This window comes from Sinorhizobium sp. GQ132 (assembly GCF_059758575.1).
In genome coordinates this window covers 648,982-674,557 of sequence record NZ_JCAXDX010000002.1, presented here as the reverse complement: position 1 = coordinate 674,557, position 25,576 = coordinate 648,982, and the positions used below count along the sequence as shown (strand labels likewise).

The 25,576-nt window shown below is 61.9% G+C and carries 21 protein-coding genes; 5 read left to right on the top strand and 16 right to left on the bottom strand.

Annotation, left to right across the window (positions count from 1 at the left end; all coding sequences use genetic code 11):
• Position 1: 1 nt before the first annotated feature.
• The 3 genes from AC6CIG_RS07290 to AC6CIG_RS07280 are packed head-to-tail and all read right to left on the bottom strand — an operon-like array spanning position 2 to position 2,122.
• Positions 2-397, bottom strand: a complete 396-nt coding sequence (locus tag AC6CIG_RS07290) for a Fur family transcriptional regulator (RefSeq protein ID WP_003536852.1) — start codon at positions 395-397, stop codon at positions 2-4.
• On the bottom strand, positions 397-1,224 hold the full coding sequence (znuB, locus tag AC6CIG_RS07285) for a zinc ABC transporter permease subunit ZnuB (protein WP_018095204.1): 828 nt from the start codon (positions 1,222-1,224) through the stop codon (positions 397-399). Before znuB ends, AC6CIG_RS07290 begins: the two co-directional genes overlap by 1 nt.
• The gene (locus tag AC6CIG_RS07280) at positions 1,217-2,122 is read right to left on the bottom strand and encodes a metal ABC transporter ATP-binding protein (protein ID WP_127712765.1); all 906 of its coding nucleotides are present in this window, start codon (positions 2,120-2,122) and stop codon (positions 1,217-1,219) included. Before AC6CIG_RS07280 ends, znuB begins: the two co-directional genes overlap by 8 nt.
• Positions 2,123-2,265: 143 nt before the next feature.
• Between AC6CIG_RS07280 and AC6CIG_RS07275 the strand changes: the two genes are divergently transcribed.
• The gene (locus AC6CIG_RS07275; RefSeq protein WP_437407616.1) at positions 2,266-3,279 is read left to right on the top strand and encodes a zinc ABC transporter substrate-binding protein; all 1,014 of its coding nucleotides are present in this window, start codon (positions 2,266-2,268) and stop codon (positions 3,277-3,279) included.
• Positions 3,280-3,387: 108 nt separating this feature from the next.
• Here AC6CIG_RS07275 and AC6CIG_RS07270 read toward each other — a convergent pair whose 3' ends face one another.
• Both AC6CIG_RS07270 and AC6CIG_RS07265 read right to left on the bottom strand, forming a co-directional pair.
• Positions 3,388-3,768 (bottom strand): RcnB family protein, encoded by a 381-nt coding sequence (locus tag AC6CIG_RS07270; RefSeq protein WP_437407615.1) that lies wholly within the window; start codon positions 3,766-3,768, stop codon positions 3,388-3,390.
• A gap of 110 nt (positions 3,769-3,878) precedes the next feature.
• Entirely contained in the window at positions 3,879-5,522 is a 1,644-nt protein-coding gene (locus AC6CIG_RS07265; protein ID WP_437407614.1) for a glycoside hydrolase family 43 protein, read from the bottom strand.
• 347 nt (positions 5,523-5,869) lie between these two features.
• On the opposite strand from AC6CIG_RS07265, the gene AC6CIG_RS07260 reads away from it, so the two are divergent.
• Together AC6CIG_RS07260 and AC6CIG_RS07255 are read left to right on the top strand one after the other, a co-directional pair.
• Complete coding sequence (locus AC6CIG_RS07260) at positions 5,870-6,445, top strand: TRAP transporter small permease subunit (RefSeq protein ID WP_100673713.1); 576 nt, start codon at positions 5,870-5,872, stop codon at positions 6,443-6,445.
• Positions 6,442-8,235, top strand: coding sequence for a TRAP transporter large permease (locus AC6CIG_RS07255; RefSeq protein WP_437407613.1), 1,794 nt, complete (start codon positions 6,442-6,444; stop codon positions 8,233-8,235). The genes AC6CIG_RS07260 and AC6CIG_RS07255 overlap by 4 nt, the downstream gene beginning before the upstream one ends.
• A 441-nt stretch (positions 8,236-8,676) precedes the next feature.
• Here the strand turns inward: AC6CIG_RS07255 and AC6CIG_RS07250 are convergent, their stop codons facing one another.
• The 9 genes from AC6CIG_RS07250 to AC6CIG_RS07210 all read right to left on the bottom strand — a co-directional run bounded on the left by AC6CIG_RS07250 (position 8,677) and on the right by AC6CIG_RS07210 (position 20,150).
• Positions 8,677-9,783, bottom strand: coding sequence for a TRAP transporter substrate-binding protein (locus AC6CIG_RS07250; protein ID WP_100673719.1), 1,107 nt, complete (start codon positions 9,781-9,783; stop codon positions 8,677-8,679).
• A 290-nt stretch (positions 9,784-10,073) separates the two neighbouring features.
• Positions 10,074-11,102, bottom strand: coding sequence for an L-glyceraldehyde 3-phosphate reductase (gene mgrA / locus AC6CIG_RS07245; protein WP_127711104.1), 1,029 nt, complete (start codon positions 11,100-11,102; stop codon positions 10,074-10,076).
• Between the two features lie 156 nt (positions 11,103-11,258).
• Positions 11,259-12,392 carry a Gfo/Idh/MocA family protein gene (locus tag AC6CIG_RS07240; protein ID WP_437409198.1) on the bottom strand — a complete coding sequence of 378 codons (1,134 nt, stop codon included), beginning with the start codon at positions 12,390-12,392 and terminating at the stop codon, positions 11,259-11,261.
• A 15-nt stretch (positions 12,393-12,407) separates the two neighbouring features.
• A complete protein-coding gene (locus AC6CIG_RS07235) occupies positions 12,408-13,169 on the bottom strand; it encodes a sugar phosphate isomerase/epimerase family protein (RefSeq protein ID WP_437409197.1) in 762 nt (253 codons plus the stop codon).
• A gap of 56 nt (positions 13,170-13,225) precedes the next feature.
• Positions 13,226-15,700 (bottom strand): beta-mannosidase, encoded by a 2,475-nt coding sequence (locus AC6CIG_RS07230; protein ID WP_437409196.1) that lies wholly within the window; start codon positions 15,698-15,700, stop codon positions 13,226-13,228.
• 92 nt (positions 15,701-15,792) lie between these two features.
• A complete protein-coding gene (locus tag AC6CIG_RS07225; RefSeq protein WP_100673723.1) occupies positions 15,793-16,878 on the bottom strand; it encodes an ABC transporter ATP-binding protein in 1,086 nt (361 codons plus the stop codon).
• Between the two features lie 6 nt (positions 16,879-16,884).
• On the bottom strand, positions 16,885-17,823 hold the full coding sequence (locus AC6CIG_RS07220) for a carbohydrate ABC transporter permease (protein ID WP_437409195.1): 939 nt from the start codon (positions 17,821-17,823) through the stop codon (positions 16,885-16,887).
• The gene (locus AC6CIG_RS07215; RefSeq protein ID WP_498322566.1) at positions 17,816-18,724 is read right to left on the bottom strand and encodes a carbohydrate ABC transporter permease; all 909 of its coding nucleotides are present in this window, start codon (positions 18,722-18,724) and stop codon (positions 17,816-17,818) included. Before AC6CIG_RS07215 ends, AC6CIG_RS07220 begins: the two co-directional genes overlap by 8 nt.
• Before the next feature lie 190 nt (positions 18,725-18,914).
• On the bottom strand, positions 18,915-20,150 hold the full coding sequence (locus tag AC6CIG_RS07210) for an ABC transporter substrate-binding protein (RefSeq protein WP_018095225.1): 1,236 nt from the start codon (positions 20,148-20,150) through the stop codon (positions 18,915-18,917).
• A 471-nt stretch (positions 20,151-20,621) separates the two neighbouring features.
• Between AC6CIG_RS07210 and AC6CIG_RS07205 the strand changes: the two genes are divergently transcribed.
• Entirely contained in the window at positions 20,622-21,683 is a 1,062-nt protein-coding gene (locus tag AC6CIG_RS07205) for a LacI family transcriptional regulator (RefSeq protein WP_437409200.1), read from the top strand.
• A gap of 108 nt (positions 21,684-21,791) precedes the next feature.
• Here AC6CIG_RS07205 and AC6CIG_RS07200 read toward each other — a convergent pair whose 3' ends face one another.
• Together AC6CIG_RS07200 and gnd are read right to left on the bottom strand one after the other, a co-directional pair.
• Positions 21,792-22,058, bottom strand: coding sequence for a hypothetical protein (locus AC6CIG_RS07200; RefSeq protein ID WP_018095227.1), 267 nt, complete (start codon positions 22,056-22,058; stop codon positions 21,792-21,794).
• Positions 22,059-22,276: 218 nt separating this feature from the next.
• Positions 22,277-23,707, bottom strand: coding sequence for an NADP-dependent phosphogluconate dehydrogenase (gnd, locus tag AC6CIG_RS07195; RefSeq protein ID WP_437412543.1), 1,431 nt, complete (start codon positions 23,705-23,707; stop codon positions 22,277-22,279).
• A 431-nt stretch (positions 23,708-24,138) separates the two neighbouring features.
• On the opposite strand from gnd, the gene AC6CIG_RS07190 reads away from it, so the two are divergent.
• Positions 24,139-25,557: an alanine/glycine:cation symporter family protein gene (locus tag AC6CIG_RS07190; RefSeq protein ID WP_437412542.1), complete on the top strand. Its 1,419-nt coding sequence runs from the start codon at positions 24,139-24,141 to the stop codon at positions 25,555-25,557.
• Positions 25,558-25,576: the final 19 nt, after the last annotated feature.

Here is a 25,576-nt window from a genome sequence, read left to right as displayed (position 1 = left end):
CTCACGCGCAGCTCTTGCAGTGTCCGCGGATCTCGATCGTCGTCTTCTCGGTCTTGAACTCCTGCGCGCGCACGAGCGTGGAAAGCCGATCCTCGATCACCTCGTCATGAAACTCGGTCACCTGGCCGCAGCCTTCGCAGATGGTGAAGGCCGTGACGCCGTGGTCGTGCTCGTGTTCATGCGGGCAGCTGCAGGCCACGAAAGCGTTGAGGCTCTCCAGCCGATGAACCAGCCCGTATTCGAGCAGCTTGTCGAGCGCGCGATAGACCTGCAGCGGCGCGCGAAAGCCATTGTCGCGCAGCTTGTCGAGAATGGTGTAAGCGCTCATCGGACCGTCCGAATGGGCAAGCGCCCCCATCACCAGCGACTGGTTCTTGGTCAATTGGGGCGTAACCATCAGTGATGTCCTCCATCCGAAGTATGCGGGGCGCTCGCGATCCGGCGGCCGACCGGCAGCAGACTCAGCACGAAAAGGACCAGCGCGGCAACCACGATAGACGGTCCCGACGGCGTATCCCAGTGAAGCGAGCCGAAAAGCCCGCCGGCAACGGCGACCGCGCCGATCAGCGAGGCGTAGACAGCCATGACTTCCGGAGACGAGGCGAAGCGACGGGCGGTTGCCGCCGGTATGATCAGCAGCGAGGTGATCAGCAGGATGCCGACGATCTTCATGGCGATCGCAATCACCAGAGCCATCAGCAGCATGAAGAAGAACCGCGCCCTCTCGGGCTCGAGGCCTTCCGCTTCGGCCAGTTCCGGATTGACGGTCGATGCGAGCAACGGCCGCCAGAGATAGACCAGCGCGAAGATCACCAGAATGCCACCGCCCCAGACGATGTCGATATCGGCGCGGGACACCGCGAGGATGTCGCCGAAGAGGAAGCCGACGAGGTCGATCCGGACCCAGGTCATGAAGGCGACGATGACGAGGCCGATCGACAGCGCCGAGTGCGAGAGAATGCCGAGCAGCGCATCGGTCGAAAGCGCGCCGCGCTTCTGCAGGAAGAGAAGCAGCACCGAGACGGCGGAAGCGACGATAAACACGCTTACCATGAGGTTGAGGTCCATGAGCAGCGAGAGCGCCACCCCCAACAGCGCCGAATGTGCCATCGTATCGCCGAAATAGGCCATGCGCCGCCAGATGACGAAGCAACCGAGCGGCCCGGCGACCATGGCGATGCCAATTCCGGCGACGAGCGCGCGAATGAAGAAATCGTCAAGCATCGCGCTTCTCCGTCCCGTAACCCTGTAGCCGCGCGTGATGGCCGCAGCCGCAGTCCGGATCGTGATCATGAATGTTGTCGGCCTCTTCGTCATGATGATGGCCGTCGTCCGGGAAGCAGCTTTCGGTGATGCTGCCGTCGGCATGCAGCACCCGCCCGTCCGGGAGGTGCGTATGGTCGTGGTGATGACTGTAAACCGCAAGCGCGCCCGCGGCCCGGCGGCCGAAGAGTTTGAGATATTCCGGACTCTGGCTCACCACCTGCGGCGTTCCGCGACAGCAGACATGGCCGTTGAGGCAGACGACCGTATCGGTTTCCGCCATGACGATATGGAGATCGTGGGAAATGAGCAGGATACCGCAGCCGGTGCGGTTGCGGATCTGCTTTATCAATTCGTAGAGGGCTATCTCCCCGGAAAAATCGACTCCCTGCACCGGCTCGTCCAGGACGAGCAGGTCTGGTTTGCGGGCGATCGCGCGGGCAAGCAGCGCCCGCTGGAACTCGCCACCCGAAAGGTGCTGCACCTCGGCCTTCGCCATGTGCAGCATGCCCGTCGCAGCGAGCGACTCCTCGATCTCTCGCCCCTTGAGCGGGCCCGTCAGCGTCATCAGCCGCTCCACCGTCAGCGGCAGCGTCCAGTCAATGGCAAGCTTCTGCGGCACATAGCCGACCTTCAGCCCTGCGAGCCGGTCGACGTGTCCCTCATCCGGCTTGAGAACCCCGATCGCCGTCTTCGCCGTCGTCGATTTTCCAGACCCGTTCGGCCCTATGAGGGTGACGATCTCGCCGCGGCTGATCGAAAAATCGACGCCGCGCACCAGCCATCTGCCGTTTCGCCGCACTCCGGCATTGGCGAGGCTGACCAAAGGCGTCGTTTCTGGTGATCGAAAGTTCAGCATCAAAAAGTTCCGGCTGGTGGTTGCCACTGGCTATCGCACACGTTATAGCATAACGCAATTGATGTAATAACATAACCATGCCGTTTCAAGCAACGCCCGGCCATAAACGCCGGCTGCAGCAACCGGACAATTCGGAGAAACCGATGAATTCGACGACTGCCCTCCTGTTCGCCTCGACGCTTCTCCTTGCCTCCCCCGCATTTGCGGAGACGCCCAATGTGGTCGTCTCGATCAAGCCGGTCCATTCGCTGGTCGCCTCGATCATGAAGGGCGTCGGGGAACCCTCGCTCATCGTCGAGGGCGGCGCCTCCCCTCATACCTACACCATGAAGCCGTCGAACGCCGCGGCACTGCAGGCGGCAAAGGTCGTGTTCTGGGTCGGACCGGGCCTTGAGGCTTTCCTCGACAAGCCGCTTGATACGCTCGGCACAGGAGCCCAGGTGGTCGAACTCGGCGAGGCTCCCGGGCTGGAGAAGCTGAAGTTCCGCGAGGGCGGCGCCTTCGAGGGGCATGATCACGGTGAAGAGGGGCACGGCGGCGAAGCCGGCCACGAAGATCACGGCCATGCCCATGCCGGCGAAGCGGACGGTGGCGAGCATGCCGACAAGCATGACGGTCACGATCACGCCGAAGGCGAATTCGACATGCATATGTGGCTCGATCCGATGAACGCCAAGGCCATGGCGACTGAGATCGAGAAGACTTTGGCCGCGGCCGATCCGTCCAACGCCGCCACCTACAAGGCCAATCTGGAGAGGTTCAACGAGCGGATCGACTCTCTCGACAAGGGTCTCGCCGAGACGGTGGCCGCAATCAAGGACAAGCCTTTCGTCGTCTTCCACGATGCCTATCAGTATTTCGAGAACCGCTACAAGGTGCGCGTCGCCGGTTCGATCACCGTCAGCCCGGAAGTGCTGCCCGGCGCGGAACGGCTCTCCGAGATCCGCGCGAAGATCAAAGAATTGGGCGCGACTTGCGTCTTCGCCGAGCCGCAGTTCGAGCCGAAGCTCGTCAGTGTCGTCATCGAAGGCACGCCGGCGAAATCCGGTACGCTCGATGCGGAAGCCGGCACCCTCGACGCCGGACCGGATCTTTACTTCCAGATGATGGAAAACATCGGCGTCTCGCTGAAGGAATGCCTTTCTTCGGCGAGCTAAGGCCTGTTGAGATTCGGGCCACCGCCGCCGCTTGTTTGATCGCCTCATCCCTGTCCTCGTCACAGGGATGAGGGAAAAATCGGGTTCCTTAAAAAGGAACAGGCAAGGTCAATAGGCCGTTGCGAGGCCTGCGATCACGCCCGTTGCGAGGCTGATCAGCAGAAAGTCATTGTCGACGCGCACCCATTGCTGGCCCCGCGGCGGCGGCCGCAACTTGTAGCGGCGGTAGTCGCGGACATAGGCCATGTGGCGCCGCTCGGACGGGCTCAGCCTGTGGCCGCGCGCCCAGCGGTGCTTTTTGACGATCACGCGCTTTTCGACACGCTTCTCGACGTGTCGGTCGACGCGTTTCTCGACATGACGATCGACGTGCCTGTGGCGATTACGATCATGCGCCTGCGCAAGCTCGAAGGAGCCGGCCGGCTGAGCAAGCGCCATCGGAGTGGCGAGGAACGAGCTGGCGACGAGCGCGATCAGAAGGCGTTTCATGAGGTTTTCCTTTCGTTATTACCCCCCGAAACTAAGCCTCCCTTCCTGAACCGAATATGAAGCCTGACATTACAAATAAGTAATGATTACCGATGCTTATAAGAGTTCTCTCATAAACTTCCCGCATTTCGAACGCTAAGCGCCTGGTAGCGGAAACGGTCGAAATCGGCAGGCATCGCGCAACCCGAGATGTCGAAAGCGAAGATGCCGGCGAACGCCCCCGTGAAGGAACCGTGCTCGCCGCGCCCACCTTCGTCCGAAATCACGCCGGCGTCGAGCACCGGCCCGATGGTCAGCCATTGTGCCTGGTCCGCCCCCCGCCAAAAGAACTGGAGATCGTTGTCTCTCACCTCCATGGCGAGTTGAATTGGACCGTCGGGTACGGCGATGCCGCTGCCGACCGGATAGGTCAACCGCCCGTTCGGAAAATCGCCCGGACAGGAGAGTACGGTGAGGGTACGTCCGAGGGTTTCGTGCCGTGTGACGCCAAGGGCATGGAACTTGTGCCGGTTATAATAATGCGTGAGACCCGCGACCTGCTGATAGGTGTCAGGAGCGAAATCGACGACGGCTTCCGCGCGGAAGGAATGATGTTCCTGCCGCCGCGCCACCAGCGCCTGCTCGAACCAGCTGCCGATGCTCTCGCGGCCGAAGAGCCGGAGATGCCCGGGCCGGGCGGTTAACGAGAATATCCGCTCCGGGATCGGGGTGCGCAGCCACTGGAACTCCGGCGGAAGCGACTGCTCGTCGAAGTCCGTTTCAAAAAGGACACGCTCAGCGACGGTTCCTGCGGCTCCCGGCGCGGGCACGGTCACCTCGGGAACGGGGCCGCCATTTTCGAGATAGAGCCATCCGTCCTCCCGCCAGACGCATTTCTGCAGCGCAGTCTCGCGGCCGAGCGTGCAGCGTCGCTGCGGCGGCAGCGGCCGGCCGCAAAGATGCGTATGATAGGCTTGGCCGTCCGGCGTCTCGACATATTGCCCGTGCCCCGCGCGTTGGAGAGCCGCCTCCGGGTGATCCTTGGATGTGATGAGATGAACATTCGGGTGCATCTCGTAAGGTCCGTCGATCGTGCGGGACCGCGCCATGCCCACGGCGTGGTCGTAACCTGTTCCTCCCTCGGCGACCGTCAGGTAATACCAACCGTCGCGTCTGAAGAGATGCGGCCCTTCGACGAGGCCGAGCGGACTGCCGGCGAAGATGTTCTTCGCCGGGCCTACGAGCTTGCGGGTTCGCTCGTCCCATTCCTGCAGGAGGATACCGTCGAAAGCGGGGCTTTTGGGCGAACCGCCGAAGCTTTCGGAGCGGTGGTTCCACTTCATGTTGAGAAACCATTTGCGGCCATCGTCGTCATGGAAGAGCGACGGATCGAATCCCGACGAATTGACATAGACCGGATCGGACCAGGTGGCCTCGACCGCTTCCGCAGTCACGATGTAGTTGTGGGCATCCTTGAAGTTGCCGTCCAGGCGTTTGACGTCGGTATAGACGAGCCAGAACAGCCCGTCGCAATAGGACAGGCACGGAGCCCATACGCCGCAACTGTCGGGATTGCCGCGCATGTCGAGCTGACTTGCGCGTTCGAGCGGACGGCGCACGAGTCGCCAGTTCACGAGATCACGCGAATGGTGAATCTGCACGCCGGGGTACCATTCGAATGTCGAGGTCGCGATGTAATAGTCTTCGCCGACCCGACAGATGGAGGGGTCCGGATTGAAACCGGGCAGGATCGGGTTCCGGATCGTCGCGTTCATCTCTTGCATCTCCCTCTTCGCGGTGCCGCATCCAGCCCCAAGCCCACCGTCTTTTCAAGACCTTTCGCGCAGCGTTCCGACACCGGCATCCGGCAGATTGCCACCTGTCGAATCGCCTGAAATCCCCTGCGCGGGCTTCATTTTCGACGAAAGCTGCGGCGGAACATCGGCGGCAAGCGCGCCTGCGTGCCTAAGTTTTGATCATTCGCCGGTGGACCGTATTCGACTTTCGTCTGAGACCCCGCCCCTATCCCGGAAAATCGGCCATCGCACTTGAAAGCAGGCTTGAAATGGGCACTCTGCCTGTGCTTGGCAAAAAAACAAAAACCATTGCGGGGAGGAACTCGATGAAACCGTTACTCGGCTTCAGCCGATTGATCGACGCCATTACCGAAAAGATCGGCAAGGCGGTCTCTTGGCTTATTCTGGTGGCCGTGCTCGTGAGCGCCGGCAACGCCGTCATCCGAAAAGTGTTCAACATGTCGTCCAATGCATGGCTGGAGGCGCAGTGGTATCTCTTCGGCGCGGCCTTCATGTTCGCCGCCGCCTACACGCTGAGCCAGAACGAGCACATCCGCATCGATGTCGTCTACGGAATGTTCTCGCGCCGCGTGCAGCACTGGATCGACCTCTTCGGACACGTCTTCTTCCTGATGCCCTTCGTGCTTCTCATGCTCTATTACCTCGTGCCCTACGTACGAATGTCCTATGTCTCGGGCGAACTTTCCTCGAGCGCCGGCGGGCTCATCCTATGGCCGGCGAAAGCGATCCTGCTGATCGGCTTCGTGCTTCTCGCCCTGCAGGGCGTATCCGAAATCATCAAGAAGATCGCGATCATGACCGGAAACATGGACGATCCGACGCCTTACGTTCCGGCACATGCACCGCTCGATGACACGGTATCGCCGGAGGCCCGCTCATGATCGAGTTCGTCGCTGAAAACCTGGCGCCGATCATGTTCGTGTCGCTGATCGTGTTCCTGCTGCTCGGATACCCGGTCGCCTTCTCGCTTGCCGCCAACGGTCTCCTCTTCTTCATCATCGGCGTCGAACTCGCGCCCTTGTCGGATTCCATCAATCTCTCCTGGCCCCTGCTGAACGCATTGCCGGAACGGTTCTGGGGGGTCATGTCGAACGACACGCTCCTCGCCATTCCCTTCTTCACCTTCATGGGCATAGTGCTCGAACGGTCGGGCATGGCCGAGGATCTTCTCGACACGATCGGCCAGCTCTTCGGTCCCGTACGCGGGGGGCTCGCCTATGCTGTCATCTTCGTGGGCGCGCTTCTTGCGGCCACCACCGGCGTCGTTGCGGCTTCCGTGATCGCCATGGGCCTGATCTCGCTGCCGATCATGCTGCGCTACGGCTATGACCGCCGCATCGCCACCGGCGTCATTGCGGCGTCGGGCACGCTCGCGCAGATCATCCCGCCGTCGCTGGTGCTGATCGTTCTCGCGGACCAGCTCGGCCGCTCGGTCGGCGACATGTATGCGGGCGCTCTCATCCCCGGCCTCGTCCTGACCAGCCTGTACATGGGCTACATCGTGCTCATGACCTTCGTGAAGCGGGACTCCATGCCGGCATTGCCTTTGGAAGCGCGCACCCTCGGATCCGGCGTCACCTCGCTCGCGGTCGCATTGGTGGTCGCCGTAGCCATAGCCTATGCGGCCCATTTGTACCTTTCGCCGACACAGGGGGAAAACGCTGACATCCTCGGGGCGACGGTGGGCATCATAGTCATATATGTGGCCGCCATCGCCGACAGAGCGCTCAAGATCAACGCGCTTTCGCGTCTGGCCCAGCAGGTGATCATCGTGCTGATCCCGCCGCTGGCCCTGATCTTCCTAGTTCTCGGCACCATATTCCTCGGCATCGCCACCCCAACCGAGGGCGGAGCCATGGGAGCCGTCGGTGCCCTTGTCATGGCTGCGGCCAAGGGCCGGCTGAACATGGAGGTCGTCCGCGCCGCACTCGCTTCCACGACGAGGCTCTCCGCTTTCGTTCTGTTCATCCTGATCGGTGCGCGGGTCTTTTCGCTCACCTTCTACGGCGTCAACGGACACCTCTGGGTGGAACATCTGCTGACCGCGCTGCCGGGCGGCGAGATCGGTTTCCTGATCGCCGTCAACGTACTCGTCTTCTTTCTGGCGTTCTTCCTCGATTTCTTCGAGCTCGCCTTCATCATCGTGCCGCTGCTCGCACCGGCGGCCGACAAGCTGGGCATCGATCTGATCTGGTTCGGCGTGCTGCTCGGCATCAACATGCAGACGAGCTTCATGCATCCGCCCTTCGGTTTCGCACTCTTCTACCTGCGCTCCGTCGCAGCCCGGGTGCCCTATCTCGACAAGGTGACCGGCAAGAAGATGGAGCCGGTGACGACGGGGCAGATCTATTGGGGCGCAGTGCCTTTCGTCGGCATACAGATCATCATGATCGCGCTCACACTCATGTTCCCGCAGATGGTGCTGCATTACAAAGGCAGCGGCACCGGCGTCGATCCGTCAACGATAAAGATCGAAGTTCCGGGCTTCGGCAACGGCGGAGGCGGCCTGACCTTGCCCGACAACGGCGGCGGCCTCGGTCTTCCCGGCGGCTTGCAACTGCCAAGCGGCAGCCCGCTGGACGGGGCTGGCCAGCAGCCGGCCCAACCGAATACGGCGCCTCAGCAGAACAACCCGGCCCCCGATCTCACCGCTCCGCCGTCGTTCAACTGAAGTGCGTTCCACAAGCAGGCCGATGGCTTACCGTTGGCCGATGCAAGAAGCCACCCGGCAGCGGCCGGGTGGCTTCTTTGCATCATTCCATTTGGAGGTGATTGTAGATCATAGGTGATCGCCATCCCGTTCGTGGTGGTGAACGTCACGACCGGACATAGACCGCCGGCTTGAAAACGCTGCGGCGAGCCTCGGGGCATCGCCGACCGTCGTCCCGAAGCGGCAGGTCGCGTGAGCTGGATCGGCGCACTTTCATAGAAGGCCACGACGGAGAGCCTGCACGCAAGCGGGGCGAAGGGGACCCGCGGCAATGTTCCGGTCCTCATTTGGCTTTATGGGGAGCAACTCACCTGCAGCTAGTCCCTTCTCCCCGTCAAACGGGGAGAAGGTCGCGGCAGCGGGATGAAGGGCAATTTCGAAAAAGTGCCCCTCAGCGCAGCGTCAGATCTTACCGTTCCGCTGCTGGATCATCATGAAGGTGTCGTAGTTGTATTCCGCGATCTGTGCGTTGAGGAAATACTCCGCGCGGAAGGCTTTGATCGATTCCCAGATCTTCTTGAATGGCGCGTTCGACGCTTCCATTTCCGCGTAAACCTTGTTGGACTCGTCGAAGCAGGCCGACAGGATTTCCGGGCTGAACGGGCTCAGCTTCGCCCCCGCCGCAACGAGGCGCTTGATCGCGGACGGGTTGAGATAGTCGTACTTCTGCAGCATGTTCGCGTCGGTCGCCTGGCAGGCCGTCCGCAGGAGCGACTGATAAGCCTTCGGCAGGCCGTCGAAGGCTGCCTTGTTGAACATGGCATGCACGGTCGGACCGCCTTCCCACCAGCCGGGATAGTAGTAATAGGGCGCGACCTTGTAGAAACCGAGCTTCTCGTCGTCATAGGGACCGACCCATTCGGCCGCGTCGATCGTGCCTTTTTCGAGAGCCGGATAGATGTCGCCGCCGGCGAGCTGCTGCGGAACGACTCCGAGGCGTTCCATGACCTTGCCGGCGAACCCTCCGACACGCATCTTCAGGCCCTTCATGTCGGCGACCGTCTTGATTTCCTTGCGGAACCAGCCACCCATCTGAACGCCGGTATTGCCGCCCGGGAAGCCGACGAGGCCCTGGGTTCCCAGAAACTCGTTGAAGAGGTCGATGCCGCCGCCATGATAGTGCCAGGCGTTCATGCCGCGGGCATTGAGTGCGAAAGGCACGGCAGCGCCCAGCGCCCAGGTCGGATCCTTACCCCAGTAATAATAGGCTACCGTATGGCACGCCTCGACGGTTCCGGCAGCCGCCGCATCCGCTGCCTGCAGGCCCGGGACGATTTCGCCGGCGGCGAAGACCTGGATCTGAAAATTTCCGTCGGTAGCTTCGGACACGTATTTCGACAGCACTTCCGCGCCGCCATAGATCGTATCCAGCGATTTCGGGAAGGACGACGTCAAGCGCCAGGTGACCTTCGGATTGGTCTGCGCAACGGCCGGCGCAGCCAGCGTCGATGCAGCAGCCGCACCCAGGCCGCCGATGCTCGCATGTTTGATGAATGAACGGCGATCCATGGTTCCTCCCTGTTCCCGCCATGAGCAGTGCGACACGGATCGGCCGCGTCACTGCACATCGAGCCCCCGTCCGCCCATCCGGGACGTCGCAAGGTCTCTTTCCTCCTCGTTAGTGCCGACGACGCCGAAGCCCGCGAAGGCTTTGCGCACCGCGGCACACGTGCACCATACATAATCGATAATGCATGTCCAGCGACCGTGTTGCGGCGTCTTCTTCGACTTTTGTATAAGACGTCGCAAGCGGTTGGAAATTGCCCAAAATCGAGGCAAATCAATGCATTCGAACCGATTCAGAGCTCGGCGGATCTGGCCCAGAGATTGACGTCGGCCTCGCGTGCGTAAAGGTCGATTTCGCTCAGTTCCTCTGATGTGAAAGTGTCGTTTTCCAGCGCCTTGACGCAATCGACGATCTGTGCGGAACGGCTGGCGCCGATCAGCGCCGAGGTGATGCGGCCGCCGCGCAGCACCCAGGCGAGTGCCATCTGAGCGAGCGTCTGGCCGCGCCGTTCGGCGATCGCGTTCAGCTTGCGAATATTGTCGATGATCCCCGGACGGATGAAATCCTTCTTGAGGAAGTGGTTCTGCGCGGCCCGGCTGTCCTCGGGAATGCCGTTCAGGTACTTCGTCGTCAGCATGCCCTGCGCGAGCGGCGAAAAGACGATCGAGCCGATGCCGAGCTCCTCCAGCGTGTCGACGAGGCCGTCATCCTCGACCCAACGGTTAAGCATCGAATAGCTCGGCTGGTGGATGAGACAGGGCGTGCCCATCTCCTTCAGGATCGCCGCCGCCTCGCGGGTACGCTGCGAGTTGTAGGAGGAAATGCCGACATAGAGCGCACGCCCCGAACGGACGATGTGATCGAGCGCACCGCAAGTCTCTTCGAGGGGCGTATCCGGATCGAAGCGATGGGAATAGAAGATGTCGACATAATCGAGCCCCATGCGTTTGAGGCTCTGGTCGCAAGAGGCGACAAGATATTTCCGGCTGCCCCACTCCCCATAGGGGCCGGGCCACATGTCATAACCCGCCTTGGACGAGATGATGAGTTCGTCGCGCAGACCGGCGAAATCGGTGCGCATGATCTCGCCGAAGGCGATTTCGGCGGAGCCGGGCGGCGGCCCGTAATTATTCGCCAGATCGAAATGGGTGATGCCGAGGTCGAAGGCCGTGCGGCACATGTCCACCTTGCGGTCGTGCGGCGTGTCGCCACCGAAATTGTGCCAAAGACCGAGCGAAATCGCCGGGAGCTTCAAGCCGCTCCGGCCGCAGCGATTGTACTTCATCTTCTCGTATCTGTTTTCCGCCGGTTGCCAGGCCATGACTCATGTTCCTCGTTCGCTTCGGTGGCGTTGAATACCCCTCCCCACAAAGGTCCTCAAGGGGCAGCAGATCGATGAAGGGCCCCTTGATCCGCCTGCCGGCCCCTTCTCGCCATCAAAATGGGAGAAGGTGGCGGCAGGCGGATGGCTCCCGGCTCAGCGCAGCAATGCCTGCGCCTCTTCAATGCCGAGCGCCGCCGGCTGGGTGCAGGTTGTCGACAGCGTGACGAAACTTCCCTCCTCGCCGGATTTGAGGATCGACACCATCACGTCGACACCGTGCAGCGTGCGTTCCAGCGAGCAGCGGGCATCGCGCCCCTTGAGGATTGCGTCCGCCATATCCGCGAGCCCGGCCGTCCGATAATTGGCGATCGGGCCGAGCGGATGGTCCCAATTGTTGACGGCGAAGGGGTGTTCCCACATTTCGAGCGGCCGGATGTCCTTATTCCGCCCGCTCGCCTCGACCGTGCCGCCGAAGAAATTCGGATCCGGAACGAAGAGCGAGCCTTCGGTGCCATAAAGCTCCATATTCGCATGACGATGCGCCCAGACATCCCAGCTTGCCGAAAGCGTGATGGTCGCGCCGTTCTGGAACTCGAGCAGGGCGTGAATGTTGGTGGGCGTCTTGACCGGGATAACCTCGCCGTTTCTGGGTTCGCTGGTGATGGTCCGCGTCGTGCTCGCCATGGAGGAGAGTGCGCCGACCCGTTTCACCGGTCCGATCAGGTTGATCAGGTTTGCGATGTAATAGGGTCCGAGATCGAGAATCGGCCCGCCGCCCGGCAGGAAGAAGAAGTCCGGATTCGGATGCCACATCTCCATGCCCGGGCTCATGACGTGGCAGGTACCGGAGGTGACCTGCCCGATCTTGCCGGCGTCGATATAGGCGCGGGCAAGCTGGTGCGCCCCACCCAGGAAAGTATCCGGTGCGCAACCGACCGTCAGCCCCTTTCCGGTGGCAATTCTCCTTAGCTCCTCCCCCTGCTCCAGCGAGAGCACGAGCGGCTTTTCGGAATAGACATGCTTGCCGGCTTCCAGAATGGCTTTCGAGATCGGAAAATGCGCCTCCGGGATGGTCAGATTGACGACGATGTCAACTTCCGGATTGGCGAGCAGCGCATCGATGCTCTGCGCAGTCACGTCGAATTCGGCGCCGCGTGCTTCCGCCGCCGCCGGATTGATGTCGGCACAGGCGGCGATCCGAATGCCCTTGAACAGCGGAGCAAGCTTGAAATAGGTCGTGGAGATATTGCCGCATCCGATGATGCCGACACCAAGTTCTTTTGTCATGGGGTTTTCCGTCGATCAGTAGGATTGAATCGAAGCCAGCGAGCGCTTGGCGAAACGCCTGAAGTCGCTGGGATTGTCGTGTTCGGCGACAAAATATTTGGCCGAGGTTCTGGAAAGTGCCTGGATCAGTGCCTTCCAGTCGAGCGTTCCCTCCCCGACGTCGGCCCAACCGTCCTCGTCCGCATTCTCGCCCTTGGGCGCGATGTCCTTGACATGGACCGCCGTGATGCGGGTCGGATATTTCGAGATCCAGGCGAAGGGGTCTCCCCCGCCGCGCACGATCCAGGCGATATCCGCCTCCCAGGAAAGGTCCGGGCCGCCGGCGAAAATCTGGTCGAGCGGCACCGAGCCGTCGGCGAGTGCGTGGAACTCGAAGTCGTGATTGTGCCAGCCGAAGTCGAGCCCGGCGTCGCGGAACGGCTTACCGGCCGCCTGCAGTCGTTCCCCGAAGGCTCGCCATCCGCCCGCATCCATCGGGCGCTGGTCCGGCATCAGGTAAGGACAATAGATGGCGCGAATGCCGAGCGCCTCGGCGATCTCAAGCACGCGCGGCGCGTCGCTTTCCAGCATATCCAGGCCGAAATGCGCGGTCGGCATGGAGAGGCCGTTGCGATCGAGCCCGGCCTTGAAATCGGCGATCTCCGCATCCGAGAGGGCCGCGTAAAGGGCTCCGTAGCCTTCCACCTGTGTGTAGCCCGCGGAGCCGATAGCAGCGAGGACTTCGGCAAAAGGCGGGAAATTGCGGGCGCTGTAGAGCTGGAAGCTGACGTCTTTCATGGAAATCTCCTGGTGGTTCGTGGAACGTTTGCCTGGGAGTGCGCGTAAAATGGGACTCACCCTTTTCCCTGGCAGGATTCGAGATCGTAGGCGCTGAAGCGTGGGCTCACGCCCGCGTCGACCGGCAGCCTTGGCGTGAAGCGGATCGATTTCGTCTCGCCGGCGGTCAGATCGAAGGCATTGTCGGAATAGCGTCCCTCGACATCGGCTTCGATCATGACGTGCAGCGCCAGCCCGGTGGCCGTTACGGCGACATCGAAGGAACCGTCCGGCCGAGGCGCCGTCTCGATGGTCAGGCTGGAAGGCACGAGATCGAGTGCTTTATAGGTACCGTGGACATAGTGTCCTTCGCCCGTTGCCCCGTTCGAAGCCTCGAAAGACCAGAAGAGCAGCGTGTCGGGTGGAATGTCCTTCGCGGCGATGGTAACGAGCGTCGACGCGCGATCGGCCGGGCACGTGCCCGCGGCGGCGAGCAGCGGCTGCCGAGTGCCGTCGAGCGAAACCAGGAACGCCTGCAACTCGACCGTCACCGGCTCGGCCGTGTCGTTCACCATCGAGAAGGCGATTTCCCGCCCATCCGTGGAGGGAATTGCGGCAACGGCAACCGGCTGGAAGAAGCGGCGCGCCATGTAGTGCATCGCCTTCCAATGTCCGCCATAGTCGAGGCTCGACCAGGACGCGACCGGCCAGGTGTCGTTGAGCTGCCAGTAGAGCGTGCCCATGCAATGGGGCTTCAGCGACCGCCAATAGTCGACGGCCGTCCGGATCGCCAGGCCCTGCTGGATCTGGCTCAGATAGACGAAGCTCGGAAAATCCTTGGGGAACCGGAAGTAGCGGAACATGGTGCCGGCGATGCGTTCGTTGCCGCCGGCATTCTTCTGATGCGTCTCCATCACCGGCGAGGCGATGTTGAGGTCGCGCGCTTCGGCGAACTGCCGGATGACCGGCATCGAGGTGTAGGACTGGAATCCGAATTCCGAGCAGAAGCGCGGCCGCACCGTGCGGTAATTGTCGAAGGACTTGTTCTCGTGCCAGACGGACCAGTAGTGCATGTCGCCGGCCCCGTCGGCGTGCCAGGCGTCGCCGAAATCGAGGTATCCGACGGAGGGGCTGGACGGCCACCAGATCGCTTCCGGGCAGGCCTGCTTCATCGACGCCTCGACCGTCCGGTTCAGGCGGTCGTAGGAGACCAGATAGCGGTCGCGATCCCTGCGGCTCTCCTCGAACCAGGTAAGCGCGCCGACAAGCTCGTTGTCGCCGCACCAGAGCGCGAGGGACGGATGGGTCGAAAGCCGCCTGACCTGATAGTCCACTTCGGCCGCAACGTTCTCCAGAAAATCCGGCGTCGACGGGTAGAGATTGCAGGCGAACATGAAATCCTGCCAGACGAGCAGACCGAGCCGGTCGCAAAGATCGTAGAACCAGTCGGGCTCATAGAAGCCGCCGCCCCAGACGCGGATCATGTTCATGTTCGCGTCCACCGCCGAGCGGAGAAGGTCCTCGACACTTTCGGGCGTGACGCGCGACATCAGCGCATCCGCCGGTATCCAGTTGGCCCCGCGGCAGAAGATCTCCCTGCCGTTTACCCGGAAGGCGAAGCGGCTTCCCGCCTCGTCCTTGTCGGTGACGAGCTCGATCGTGCGGAAGCCGATCTGCCGCGTGACGGCTTCGCCGGGCACCTCCACCTTGAGCGTCGAGAACGCCTGATCGCCGCTGCCGGCCGGCCACCAGCGCCTGGGCTCCTGCACCGTGAAGACATGGGTAAGGCGCGTTTCCCCGGCGCCGACCGCGCAATCCAGTCGTTCGCGCACGCCGTCGAGCATGAAATGAACCGGCACGATACCGGGATCGCGGGCGAAAAGCTGGACCGTCACCTGCAGATCGACGCTGCCGTCATCAAGCCACATCTGGCGCGTGGTGACATGTTCGATGCGTGCCGTTTCCAGCCGGCGGAGCGCCAACGAGCCGTAGATCCCGAGCGGCGCGATGGCGATATTCCAGTCCCAGCCGAAATGGCATTGCGGCTTGCGCAGCATGTTGCCGTTGGCGATCGGCGAATTGCCGTCATGGTAGGGCACGTAGAAGGGTTGCGCCGCCTGCCGCCGCGCGCCCTCGGCAATTGCCGAATGGAGCACGATGCGGATGCGGTTCTCGCCGGCGACGATCGCGTCCGACACGTCGGGCCGATAACGGCGGAAGCAATTCTCGGACTGCAATACGAGCTCATCGTTGACGTAGACCGAGGCGACCGTGTCGATGCTTTCGAAGTCGAGATACCATCCCCCGTTCAGATCATCGGCATCGATGACGACGGTGCGCTCGAGCACCCAGTCTTTCCGGGCGACCCACTGGATATCGGCCTCGTTTCGGCCGCGATAGGGATCGGCGATGATGCCGGCTCGCTGCAACGCACTATGCACGTCGCCCGGCAGCGCGATCGTCAGGGCGTGGCTGTTGTCGGCGGCGGCAAGCAGCCAATCGCCGGAAAGGTCGATACGCATGGAATCGCGGTTCGGGGTTTCGGAAGGCATTTCCAGGATCCATTCGTTCACCGGGCGGCCTGCACCGGCGCCGTTTCATCGATACGGACCGAGTCTGGTATCCCGGTCCCCTTCTCGGCTCGTCAGAGGCGGTTTTCACTCTCGGCGTCGAAGATCGACGCCACGCCCATGTCGAAGGTAAGGCGCACGGTACTGCCCGGCGGGTAGCGCCTCTGGCCGGCAATCCGCACCGACATGGATTGGCCGGCAAATGTCAGCCATAGGAGGTTGTCGGCCCCCATCGGTTCCTCGATGTCGACGATCGCCTGGTGCGCCGGCTCGCCGTCCCTCGCCTCATCGACCTTCACGTGCTCCGGCCGCAGGCCGAGAACGACCTTCCGGCCGGGCTGCAGCCTGGTGTGCGCCGGATAGTCGGTCACGTCGAAAGCGATGCCTCCGACCCGAACGAAGCTGCGTCCGTCCTTTGCCTCCACCTCGCCGCGGAAGAAATTCATCGAGGGCGAACCGATGAAGCCGGCGACGAAGAGGTTCTCCGGGGCGTTATAGATCGTCATCGGATCGGCGAGTTGCTGGATCACGCCGCTTTTCATGACGGCGATCCGGTCGGCCAGCGTCAGCGCTTCGATCTGGTCATGGGTGACATAGATCATCGTGTTCTTCAGCGACTGATGCAGGCGCTTGATCTCCACGCGCAGTTCGGAGCGAAGCTTGGCGTCGAGGTTCGACAGCGGCTCGTCGAACAGGAAGACGTCGACATCGCGCACCAGCGCCCGGCCGATCGCCACACGCTGCCGCTGGCCGCCGGAGAGCTCCGAGGGTTTGCGCTTGAGCAGCGGCTGGATCTGCAGGATCTCCGCGGCACGCGTCACGCGCTTGTCGATTTCGGCCGGCGGGATCTTGGCGACCTTCAGGCCGAAGGAGAGATTCTTCTCGACGGTCATTTGCGGATAGAGCGCATAGGACTGGAACACCATGCCGATGCCGCGGTCCTTCGGCTCCTCCCAGGTGACGTTGCGGTCCTTGATGAAGATCTGCCCGTCGGAGACGTCGAGCAGCCCGGCAATGCAATTGAGCAGCGTGGACTTGCCGCACCCGGATGAGCCGAGCAGGACGAGAAACTCCCCGTGATCGATGTCGAGATTGAGCCTGTCGAGCACGGTGACGGCGCCGAAATTCAACGACAGATCCCTGACAGATACGCTTGTCATGCTTGCTTATCCTTTCACTGCGCCGGCTGCGATGCCGCGGACGAACAGGCGGCCGGAGACGAAATAGACCGTCAACGGCACGAGGCCGGTCAGGATCGTGGCCGCCATGTTGACGTTGTATTCCTTCACGCCCTGAACCGAATTGACGATGTTGTTGAGCTGGACCGTCATCGGGTAATATTCCGGCCGGGTGAAGACCACGCCGAAAAGGAAGTCGTTCCAGATCCCGGTCACCTGGAGGATCATCGCAACCACGAAGATCGGCAGTGACATCGGCAGCATGATCTTGAAATAGACCGTCCAGAACCCGGCGCCGTCGACGCGTGCGGCCTTGAAGAGCTCCTCCGGCAGCCCGGCGAAATAGTTGCGGAACAGCAGGGTCAGGATCGGCATGCCGAAAATCGTGTGGACGATGATCAGGCCGGTCAGCGTCCCGTAGACGCCCATTTCTCTGAGCACGATCACGATCGGATAGATCATCACCTGGTAAGGGATGAAGGCGCCGACGATAAGGATGGTGAAGAACAGATCGGCGCCCTTGAAGCGCCAGTTGGCGAGCGCGTAGCCGTTCACGGAGGCGATTGCGATCGAGATGATCACGGACGGCACGGTGATGCGCACCGAATTCCAGAAGCCGCGGGAAAGCCCGTCGCAATTCAGTCCGGTGCAGGCCTCCGCCCAGGCCTTCACCCAGGGCTCGAAAGTGATCTCGAGCGGCGGAGCGAAGATGTTGCCGACGCGGATCTCGGGCATGCCCTTGAGCGAGGTCACGATCATCACGTAAAGCGGCAGAAGATAGTAGAGCGCCACGACGATCAAAGTGCCGTAGACGATGATATTGCGGCGTGAGAGCGTCCTGCGCGGCTTTCTGCCGCGAGGGCCGGCCACGAGTCCGGGAGCAGTCTCGTAAGCCGCGGCCATGCTGTTATTTGCGATGTTATCCACGCTTGCGGCCTCCTCCGAACTCCAGATATGCCCACGGCACGATGATGATCGCGACAGTCACGAGCATCATGGTGGAGGCGGCAAAGCCCTGGCCCAGGTTCTGCGCCTGGAACATGTAGTCGTAGACGTATTTGGCCGGCACTTCGGAGGCGATCCCCGGGCCGCCGCTCGTCTGCGCCACGACGAGGTCGTAGACCTTGACGATGCCGCTCGCGATGATCACCAGAGTGGTGATGAAGACGCCGCGCATCATCGGGATGATGATCAGCACATAGGTCTTCCACATCGGGATGCCGTCCACCCTCGCCGCTTTCCAGATGTCCTCGTCGATCCCTCGCAGCCCGGCGAGCATCAGGCACATGACGAGGCCCGTTCCCTGCCACAGCGCGGCGATGAGAATGCCGTATATGACGATGTTCGAGTTGTAGAGCGGGTCGAAGGAGAAGCTCGTCCATCCAAGCGACCTGACGATCGACTGGATCCCGTATTGCGGATTGAGCAGCCATTGCCAGACGAGGCCGGTGACGATGAACGACAGGGCGAACGGATAGAGCATGATCGTCCGGAACGTGTTCTCGAAACGGATCTTCTGATCCATCAGGGCGGCCAGAACGAAGCCGATCACCAGGCTGAAAATCAGCGAGAGGCAACCGAAGACCGCCAGGTTCTGAATCGAGACCAGCCAGCGGGGCGCGGCCCACAGCCGCTCGTACTGGTCGAAGCCGACAAAGGCGAGCCGCGGCAGGAGCTTGGAATTGGTAAAGGAGTAGACGACCGTCCAGGCCGTGCAGCCTACGAAGATGACCATGGCCGTGAGGATCATCGGGATAGAGGCGATCTTCGCATTCAGGTTTCGCAGCCACTGGTTCGGCCGCGCCGAACCATGTGTTAGACCTGTCATGTTTCCTCCTCCGAACTGCAAAAGGTTTTCATGTAATCGGGCACCTGCGGCAATGCGCCGGCGGCTGAGGCCCGTTTGCCTCCCTCGCCCACGCCTGCGCCGACAAAATCAGCGCAGGCGGCGTGTTTTCACCGTGCTCCCGGCGAGGGAAGATCAGCCCCGTCAAAGTGCGGGGCCTGGAGCGCCGCTCTCAATCCGCAGCCGCGATGATGTCGGCGAAACGCTTCTGCGCATCTTCGGGCGTCATGGAGTGGTTCGCGAAGAACTCGGAGAAAAGGTCCTCCTTCTGCTTCTGGCTGTCGGCCGACAGAAGCTGGTCCGTGCCCTGGATCACATTGCCCTTTGCGAGAATATCGAGCCCCTTCTTCATGCAGTCGTTCGCGGCCGCAAGATCGACGTCCCCGCGTACCGGCAGAGAGCCCTTCTTCAGATTGAAGGCCACCTGCGTTTCCGGCTTGAGCAAGGTCGACGCCAGCACTTCCTGCGCCTTCGACTTCTCCTCGTCCTCCAGAAGCGGGAAGTAGAACGCGTCGCCGCCGGTCGAGATCACCTCGTTGACGCCGAGACCCGGAAGGCAGGTGTAGTCCACGCCGGCTTTCTGACCCGCAAGCTGGAACTCGCCCTGGGCCCAGTCTCCCATGATCTGCCCGCCAGCCTTGCCGGTGATGACCATGTTGGTCGCCTGATTCCAATCCTGGACGTTGGTGCCCTTCGACATGCGGCGGGCATCGTCGGCAGCCTTGAAGACTTTGGCGATTTCAGGCCCGGCTGCCACTTCCTCGTCTTTCTGGGCGAAGACTTTCTCGAAGTTCTCCTTGCCGGCGATCGCAACCATCAGCACGTCGAAGGCGCCCGCCGCCTGCCACGGCTGGCCGCCGACGGCGAGCGGAACGATTCCGGCCTTCTCGAGCGCCGGGGCGGCAGCGACGAACTCGTCCCAATTTTTCGGAACTTCGACGCCCGCCTGCTTGAAGGCTGCATTCGAAAGCCACAGCCACTGCCAGGAATGGATGTTGACCGGCGCGCAATAGATCTTGCCCTCGATCGTGCAGGAGTCGAGCAGGCTCGAGGGCTTTACGACTTCCTTCCAATTCTCCTTGGTGGCGATATCGGTGAGATCGCGCATCAGGCCCGCCTGCACCAGCTCTTCCGCCTGACGGCCGTGGTTGAACTGGGTGGCGGCCATTGGGTCACCGCCGGTTATGCGGCTGATCATGATCGGGCGTGCGGTACCCCCGGAGCCGGCGATCGCACCGTCGACCCACTTGTTGCCGGTCGCATCGAAAGCTTTCGCCAGCTCGGCAACCGCCGCGGCTTCACCACCCGAAGTCCACCAATGCGTGACCTCGAGATCGGTCGCGTTGGCAGCGCCGAATGGCAAGGCAGTGGCTGCGCCCAAAGCGGCAGCTAGAAAACGCAATTTCATGAGTGTCCTCCCTCACTGTAACGTTGCCGGAAAAACTTAGATCAAAGAATTTCCCTGCGCAACACCTACAACGGGCAATTCACGATAAATCCACAAATACAATCTTGAGTGGAGAATGCCCAGGTCGGAACGCCTGTGGAGAGGCAAGAAATTCGACGGCAAATGCGCGATAATCTCCCTGATTTCTGGGATTTTCGCACATCTCTCATCCCGGCGAAACCTTTCATGGCTTCCCATACGCCACATCGACGCTCTCCCGAGCGCAACTCAACCTAAGGGTTACGCCCTTCGCATTGCAGCAACGAAAATGCTCGACATCGCTACTGTATCGTTACAGATTTTGATTTGAACTCAGGCGTAGACGGATGTGGCCAGCAGCCGTGGTTCGTATATAAGGCGGGGCGACACGGCCTCCGGTTGAAGGGTAGCGACGAGGGCCGCGGTTCAGGAGAGCGGATTGGCGTGACGGGCATGGATGGCAAGACGAAGAACAGAGCGACGACGGCGCCGCCGGTCGAAGGCGGCAGACCGACCCTTAAGACGATCGCCTTCATGACCGGGCTCGGTGTTACCACCGTCTCGCGTGCCCTGAAGGACGCTCCGGACATCGGTGCGGAAACCAAGGAGCGTGTCCGCCTGGTAGCAAAACAGATCGGTTATCAGCCCAACCGGGCGGGCGTCCGCCTCAGGACGGGCAAGACGAATGTCATCAGCCTCGTGCTGACGCTGGAGGAAGAGATCATGGGCATTACCAGCCCCATGGTCATCGGCATCACCGAAATTCTCGCCGGCACGCAATACCACCTGGTCGTGACGCCTTACAGTTCGGCCAAGGATCCGCTCGGCCCGATCCGCTACATTCTCGATACCGGCGCGGCGGACGGGGTGATCATTTCGCGTACCGAGCCCAACGATCAGCGGGTAACGCTTCTAACCGAGCGCCACCTGCCCTTCGCCACCCATGGGCGAACCGAAATGGGGCTGATCCATCCCTATCACGACTTCGACAATGAACGCTTCGCCTACGAGGCGGTCCGCAAGCTCGTCGACCGCGGCAGGCGGCGGCTCGTGCTCCTCGAACCGCCGCCGAATCTGACCTTCCATTCGCACATGCGCACCGGCTTCGAGCGGGGCCTGAAAGACTTCGGCGCGGAAGCGGTAAGCTTTCACCAGGTCAACATCGACCACAGCCTGGTCGCCATCCGTGATGCGTTCGAGAAGCTGATGCGTTCCCCCGACGCCCCAGACGGCGTGGTGTCCGGCAGCGGTTCGGGCGCGATCGCGTTGATCGCCGGGATCGAAGCGGCAGGCAAGAAGGTCGGGGAGGACGCGGAAATGGTGTCGAAAGTGCCGAGCGACTTCCTGCGCTGGCTGCGCCCGGAAGTCATGACGATGTATGAGGACATCCGCATTGCCGGGCGCGAGCTCGCAAAGGCTGTGATCGGCCATATCGAAGGCCACCCCCCAGAGACGCTTCAGAGCCTCAGCCAGCCGGAATTCCAGCCGCCGATGGCGAGGTTGGCGGCATCATAGATCTGCCGTGCCTGTTGCAGGCGATCCTGATTCCTGGGCCTGCCACAGGGAGCCGACCCGCCGAAAACCTCGCTCCAGGAGAACGCTTCCGCGCCGACGCAGCAGGGCTCAGATCCTCGCGGCCGGCCAGTACTTGTCGTCGGTAAAATCGCTTGGGATGGGATTGAGCTGTTCGAGCTTTCCGGCGACGAAATCGATCTGCATCTTCAGGTACCGGATTGGCCCCGGGATAGGCGCGCCGGTTGCCAGGCTCCGCACCCGCCATTGCTCATAACCGGCCGCCTTTATGCGTCTCTCCGCCTCGTCGCGGATGGTCATCGATCCGGCGGCCGTGACCTCCGCCGCCTTGCCCCCTTCGATCACTGTGAATTTCATGCCTGCCTTCTCGAATGGCTCCCTTTTTGAGATCTTAGACGCCGGGGCTTGCCTGGACTTGTCGCCAGATCACGATGATTTCAGGTCCGGGCGACCCAATCACGGCCGCGATCGATTCATAATAGTTTGAGACGCGGGATGCAGGCGGAAAGCCGCACACTCTTTTCCTCGCCCCGCTTTAGAGGGGCGGCCAGCCGCCCCTCTAAACTCATGCGAATTCAAGCGTTCAGACCGCTGCCCCACGGTCCGTGATGGCTGTCTGCACCATCGATACGGTCGAAACCGTGGGCGCCGAAGAAGTCGCGCTGCGCCTGGATGACATTGGCCGTGCCGCGGCCGCGGCGGTAGCTGTCGAAATAGCCGAGCGCCGAGGCCAGCGCAGGCACCGGAAGACCGCCGAGGACGGCCGTCGAAACCACCCGTCGCAACGCACCATCGCTCTCCTTGACCATGGCAGCGAAAGCCGGGGTGACGATCAGGTTCGCCGCATCCGGTGCCTTGGTGAAGGCGGTGGTGATCTCGTCGAGGAACTGCGAGCGGATGATGCAGCCGGCGCGCCAGATCTTTGCGATCGTGGGCATCGGCAGGTTCCAGCCGAACTCCTTCGAAGCCGCCGCCATCACTGCGAAGCCTTGCGCATAGGCGCCGATCTTGGCGGCGAGCAGCGCGATTTCGAGGTCCTTGATGAAAGCGTCCCTGTCGGCCACCTTGACTTCGCCGACCGGAGGCAGACCGAGAACCTTCTCGGCGGCTTCCCGCTCTTCCTTCGCCGAGGAGATGCTGCGGGCTGCGACCGCCGCTTCGATCGCGGTCGCCGGCACGCCCATGTTCTGCGCCTCGATCACCGACCATTTGCCGGTGCCCTTCTGACCGGCCTTGTCGAGGATCATATCGACGATGGGATTGCCGGTCAGCGGATCGGCGGCCTTAAGGACCTTCTCGGTGATTTCGATCAGGTAGGAGTTGAGCCGGCCCTTGTTCCAGGCACCGAAGACCTCGCCGATCTCCTGTGCCGTCATCTTCAATCCGTCACGCAGGATGCCGTAAATCTCGGCGATCATCTGCATATCGGCATATTCGATGCCGTTGTGGATCGTCTTGACGAAGTGCCCCGCCCCGTTCTCGCCGAGCCAGGCGACGCAGGGGACGCTATCGTATTTCGCAGCGATCGAGGTCAGAACCTTCTCGACGCGATGATAGGATTCTTCCGTGCCGCCGACCATGATCGAGGGCCCATGGCGGGCGCCTTCCTCGCCACCGGAGACACCCATGCCGATGAAGGTGAGGCCCGAATCCTTCAGACCCTCGAAACGGCGCATCGTGTCGCGGAAATTGGCGTTGCCCGCATCGATCATGATGTCGCCCTTGGCGAGATGGGGTTTCAGGGCCTCCATCTGCTGGTCGACCGGATCGCCGGCCTTGATCATGATGATGATCGGACGCGGCGGGCGGATGGCGGCGACGAATTCTTCGATCGTTTCGCAGGGAACGATCTGGTCCTTCAGCGCGCCGGCCTCAGCGTAGAATTTGCGCGTCGCGTCGACCGTGCGGTTGAAAACGGCGATCCTGTTGCCTTTTTCAGCGATGTTGAGCGCCAGGTTCGAGCCCATGACTCCGAGACCGATTAGGCCGATTTCCGCCTGTGACACGTGATTGCCTCCATTGGACAGGAGAGCCGGCCACGGCGCGCAATCGCGCGCGTGCCGGCCCTTCGAATTGATCTGCGCGTGCCTGTCGCCCCCAGGAAATCAGGGACCGGACGGCACGCGGCGGCGGAGGCTGTTTTGGCATTCAAATCGATTTACGACAAGCCGTTCCTGACAAAATCAAACCTTTTCCGGCCCCTGTTCGACGCCTTGAACACGCGCCGGAAGGCACCCTCTACATCCTCTTTCTGAATGCGTCCGAAGCGAATCCACGGAATATATCGCCTCCCGCCCTGTGTTCTGCCCGTTCCAGCCCCGTAGAGCCTTGATCTGAGTCGAGTTTGCACCGTAATGCCGCAGAACACGTCCGAGTCCCCCGCGCGACTAGAACGAGGGGCCGGCGCAACCTCCAATGCAATAGGAGCGAGGACCGTATGGAAACGATCATCGGCTTTCTGAACACGATCTTCTGGGGCTATGTGCTCATCTATGGTCTGCTTGCGGTCGGGCTTTATTTCACGGTCCGGCTCGGTTTTCCCCAAATCGTTCATTTCGCCGAAATGTTCCGGGTCTTAAGCCGCGGCGGCAGCAAGGATGCGGCCGGAATCAGCCCCTTCCAGGCGCTTATGGTCAGCCTCGCCTCACGTGTCGGAACCGGTAACCTCGCAGGTGTTGCGGTCGCTCTCTATCTCGGCGGACCCGGCGCGACCTTCTGGATGTGGATCGTGGCGTTCGTCGGCATGGCGACCGCCTATGCCGAGAGCGCGCTGGCTCAGCTGTACAAGATTCGCAACGAGGACGGGCAATACCGCGGCGGGCCGGCTTTCTATATCGCTCGCGGCCTCAACGCGCCCTGGGCGGCCACGATCTTCTCGGCCTGCCTCATCCTCTCCTTCGGTCTCGTGTTCAACGCCGTTCAGGCAAACTCGATCGCCGATGCGGTCGAGGGTGCCTTCGGTGTGCCCAAACTCGCAGTGGGCGTGGCCGTTGCGCTACTCTCCGGCGTGGTGATCTTCGGCGGCATCCGCCAGATTGCCCGCGTCGCCGAGATTGTCGTCCCCTTCATGGCCGCGGCCTATCTGCTCACGGCTGTCTACGTGCTGATCGCAAATGCCTCGGCGGTGCCGGGCGTACTCTGGACGATCATCTCGAGCGCCTTCGGCTTTCAGGAAGCGGCCGGCGGCATCACCGGCGGGATTGCTGCGGCGATGCTCAACGGCGTCAAACGCGGCCTCTTCTCGAACGAGGCGGGCATGGGTTCGGCTCCGAATATCGCAGCCGTGGCGACCCCTGTACCGCACCATCCCTCGTCGCAGGGCTTCGTGCAGTCCCTGGGCGTTTTCATCGACACGATACTGATCTGCACCGCGACATCAGTGATGATCCTGCTTTCGGGCACGCTGGAACCCGGCTCCGGCGTCACCGGGACACAGCTCACACAGGCAGCGATGAGCACGCATATCGGCTCGGCCGGCACCTATTTCATCGCCGTCGCGATCTTCTTCTTCGCTTTCACTTCGATTATCGGCAACTATTCCTACGCCGAAAACGCGCTGACCTATCTCGGCGGGGGCAACCGACTCGGGCTTATGATCATGCGTTGCGCCACGCTGGCGATGGTCGTCTGGGGAGCCTACGAAAGCATCACCACCGTTTTCGACGCGGCCGACGCCTCCATGGGACTGATGGCGACGATCAATCTCGTCGCGATCCTGCTCCTTTCGGGGACCATCGCAAAGCTGACGAAAGACTATTTTGAACAGCGTAAAGCGGGCGCCGTCCCGGTTTTCCACGCGGCCGATTATCCGGAGCTGCAGGGAAAGATCGACGGCGAGATCTGGTCGCGCGATTAGCGACAGGGCGGGACCGCCG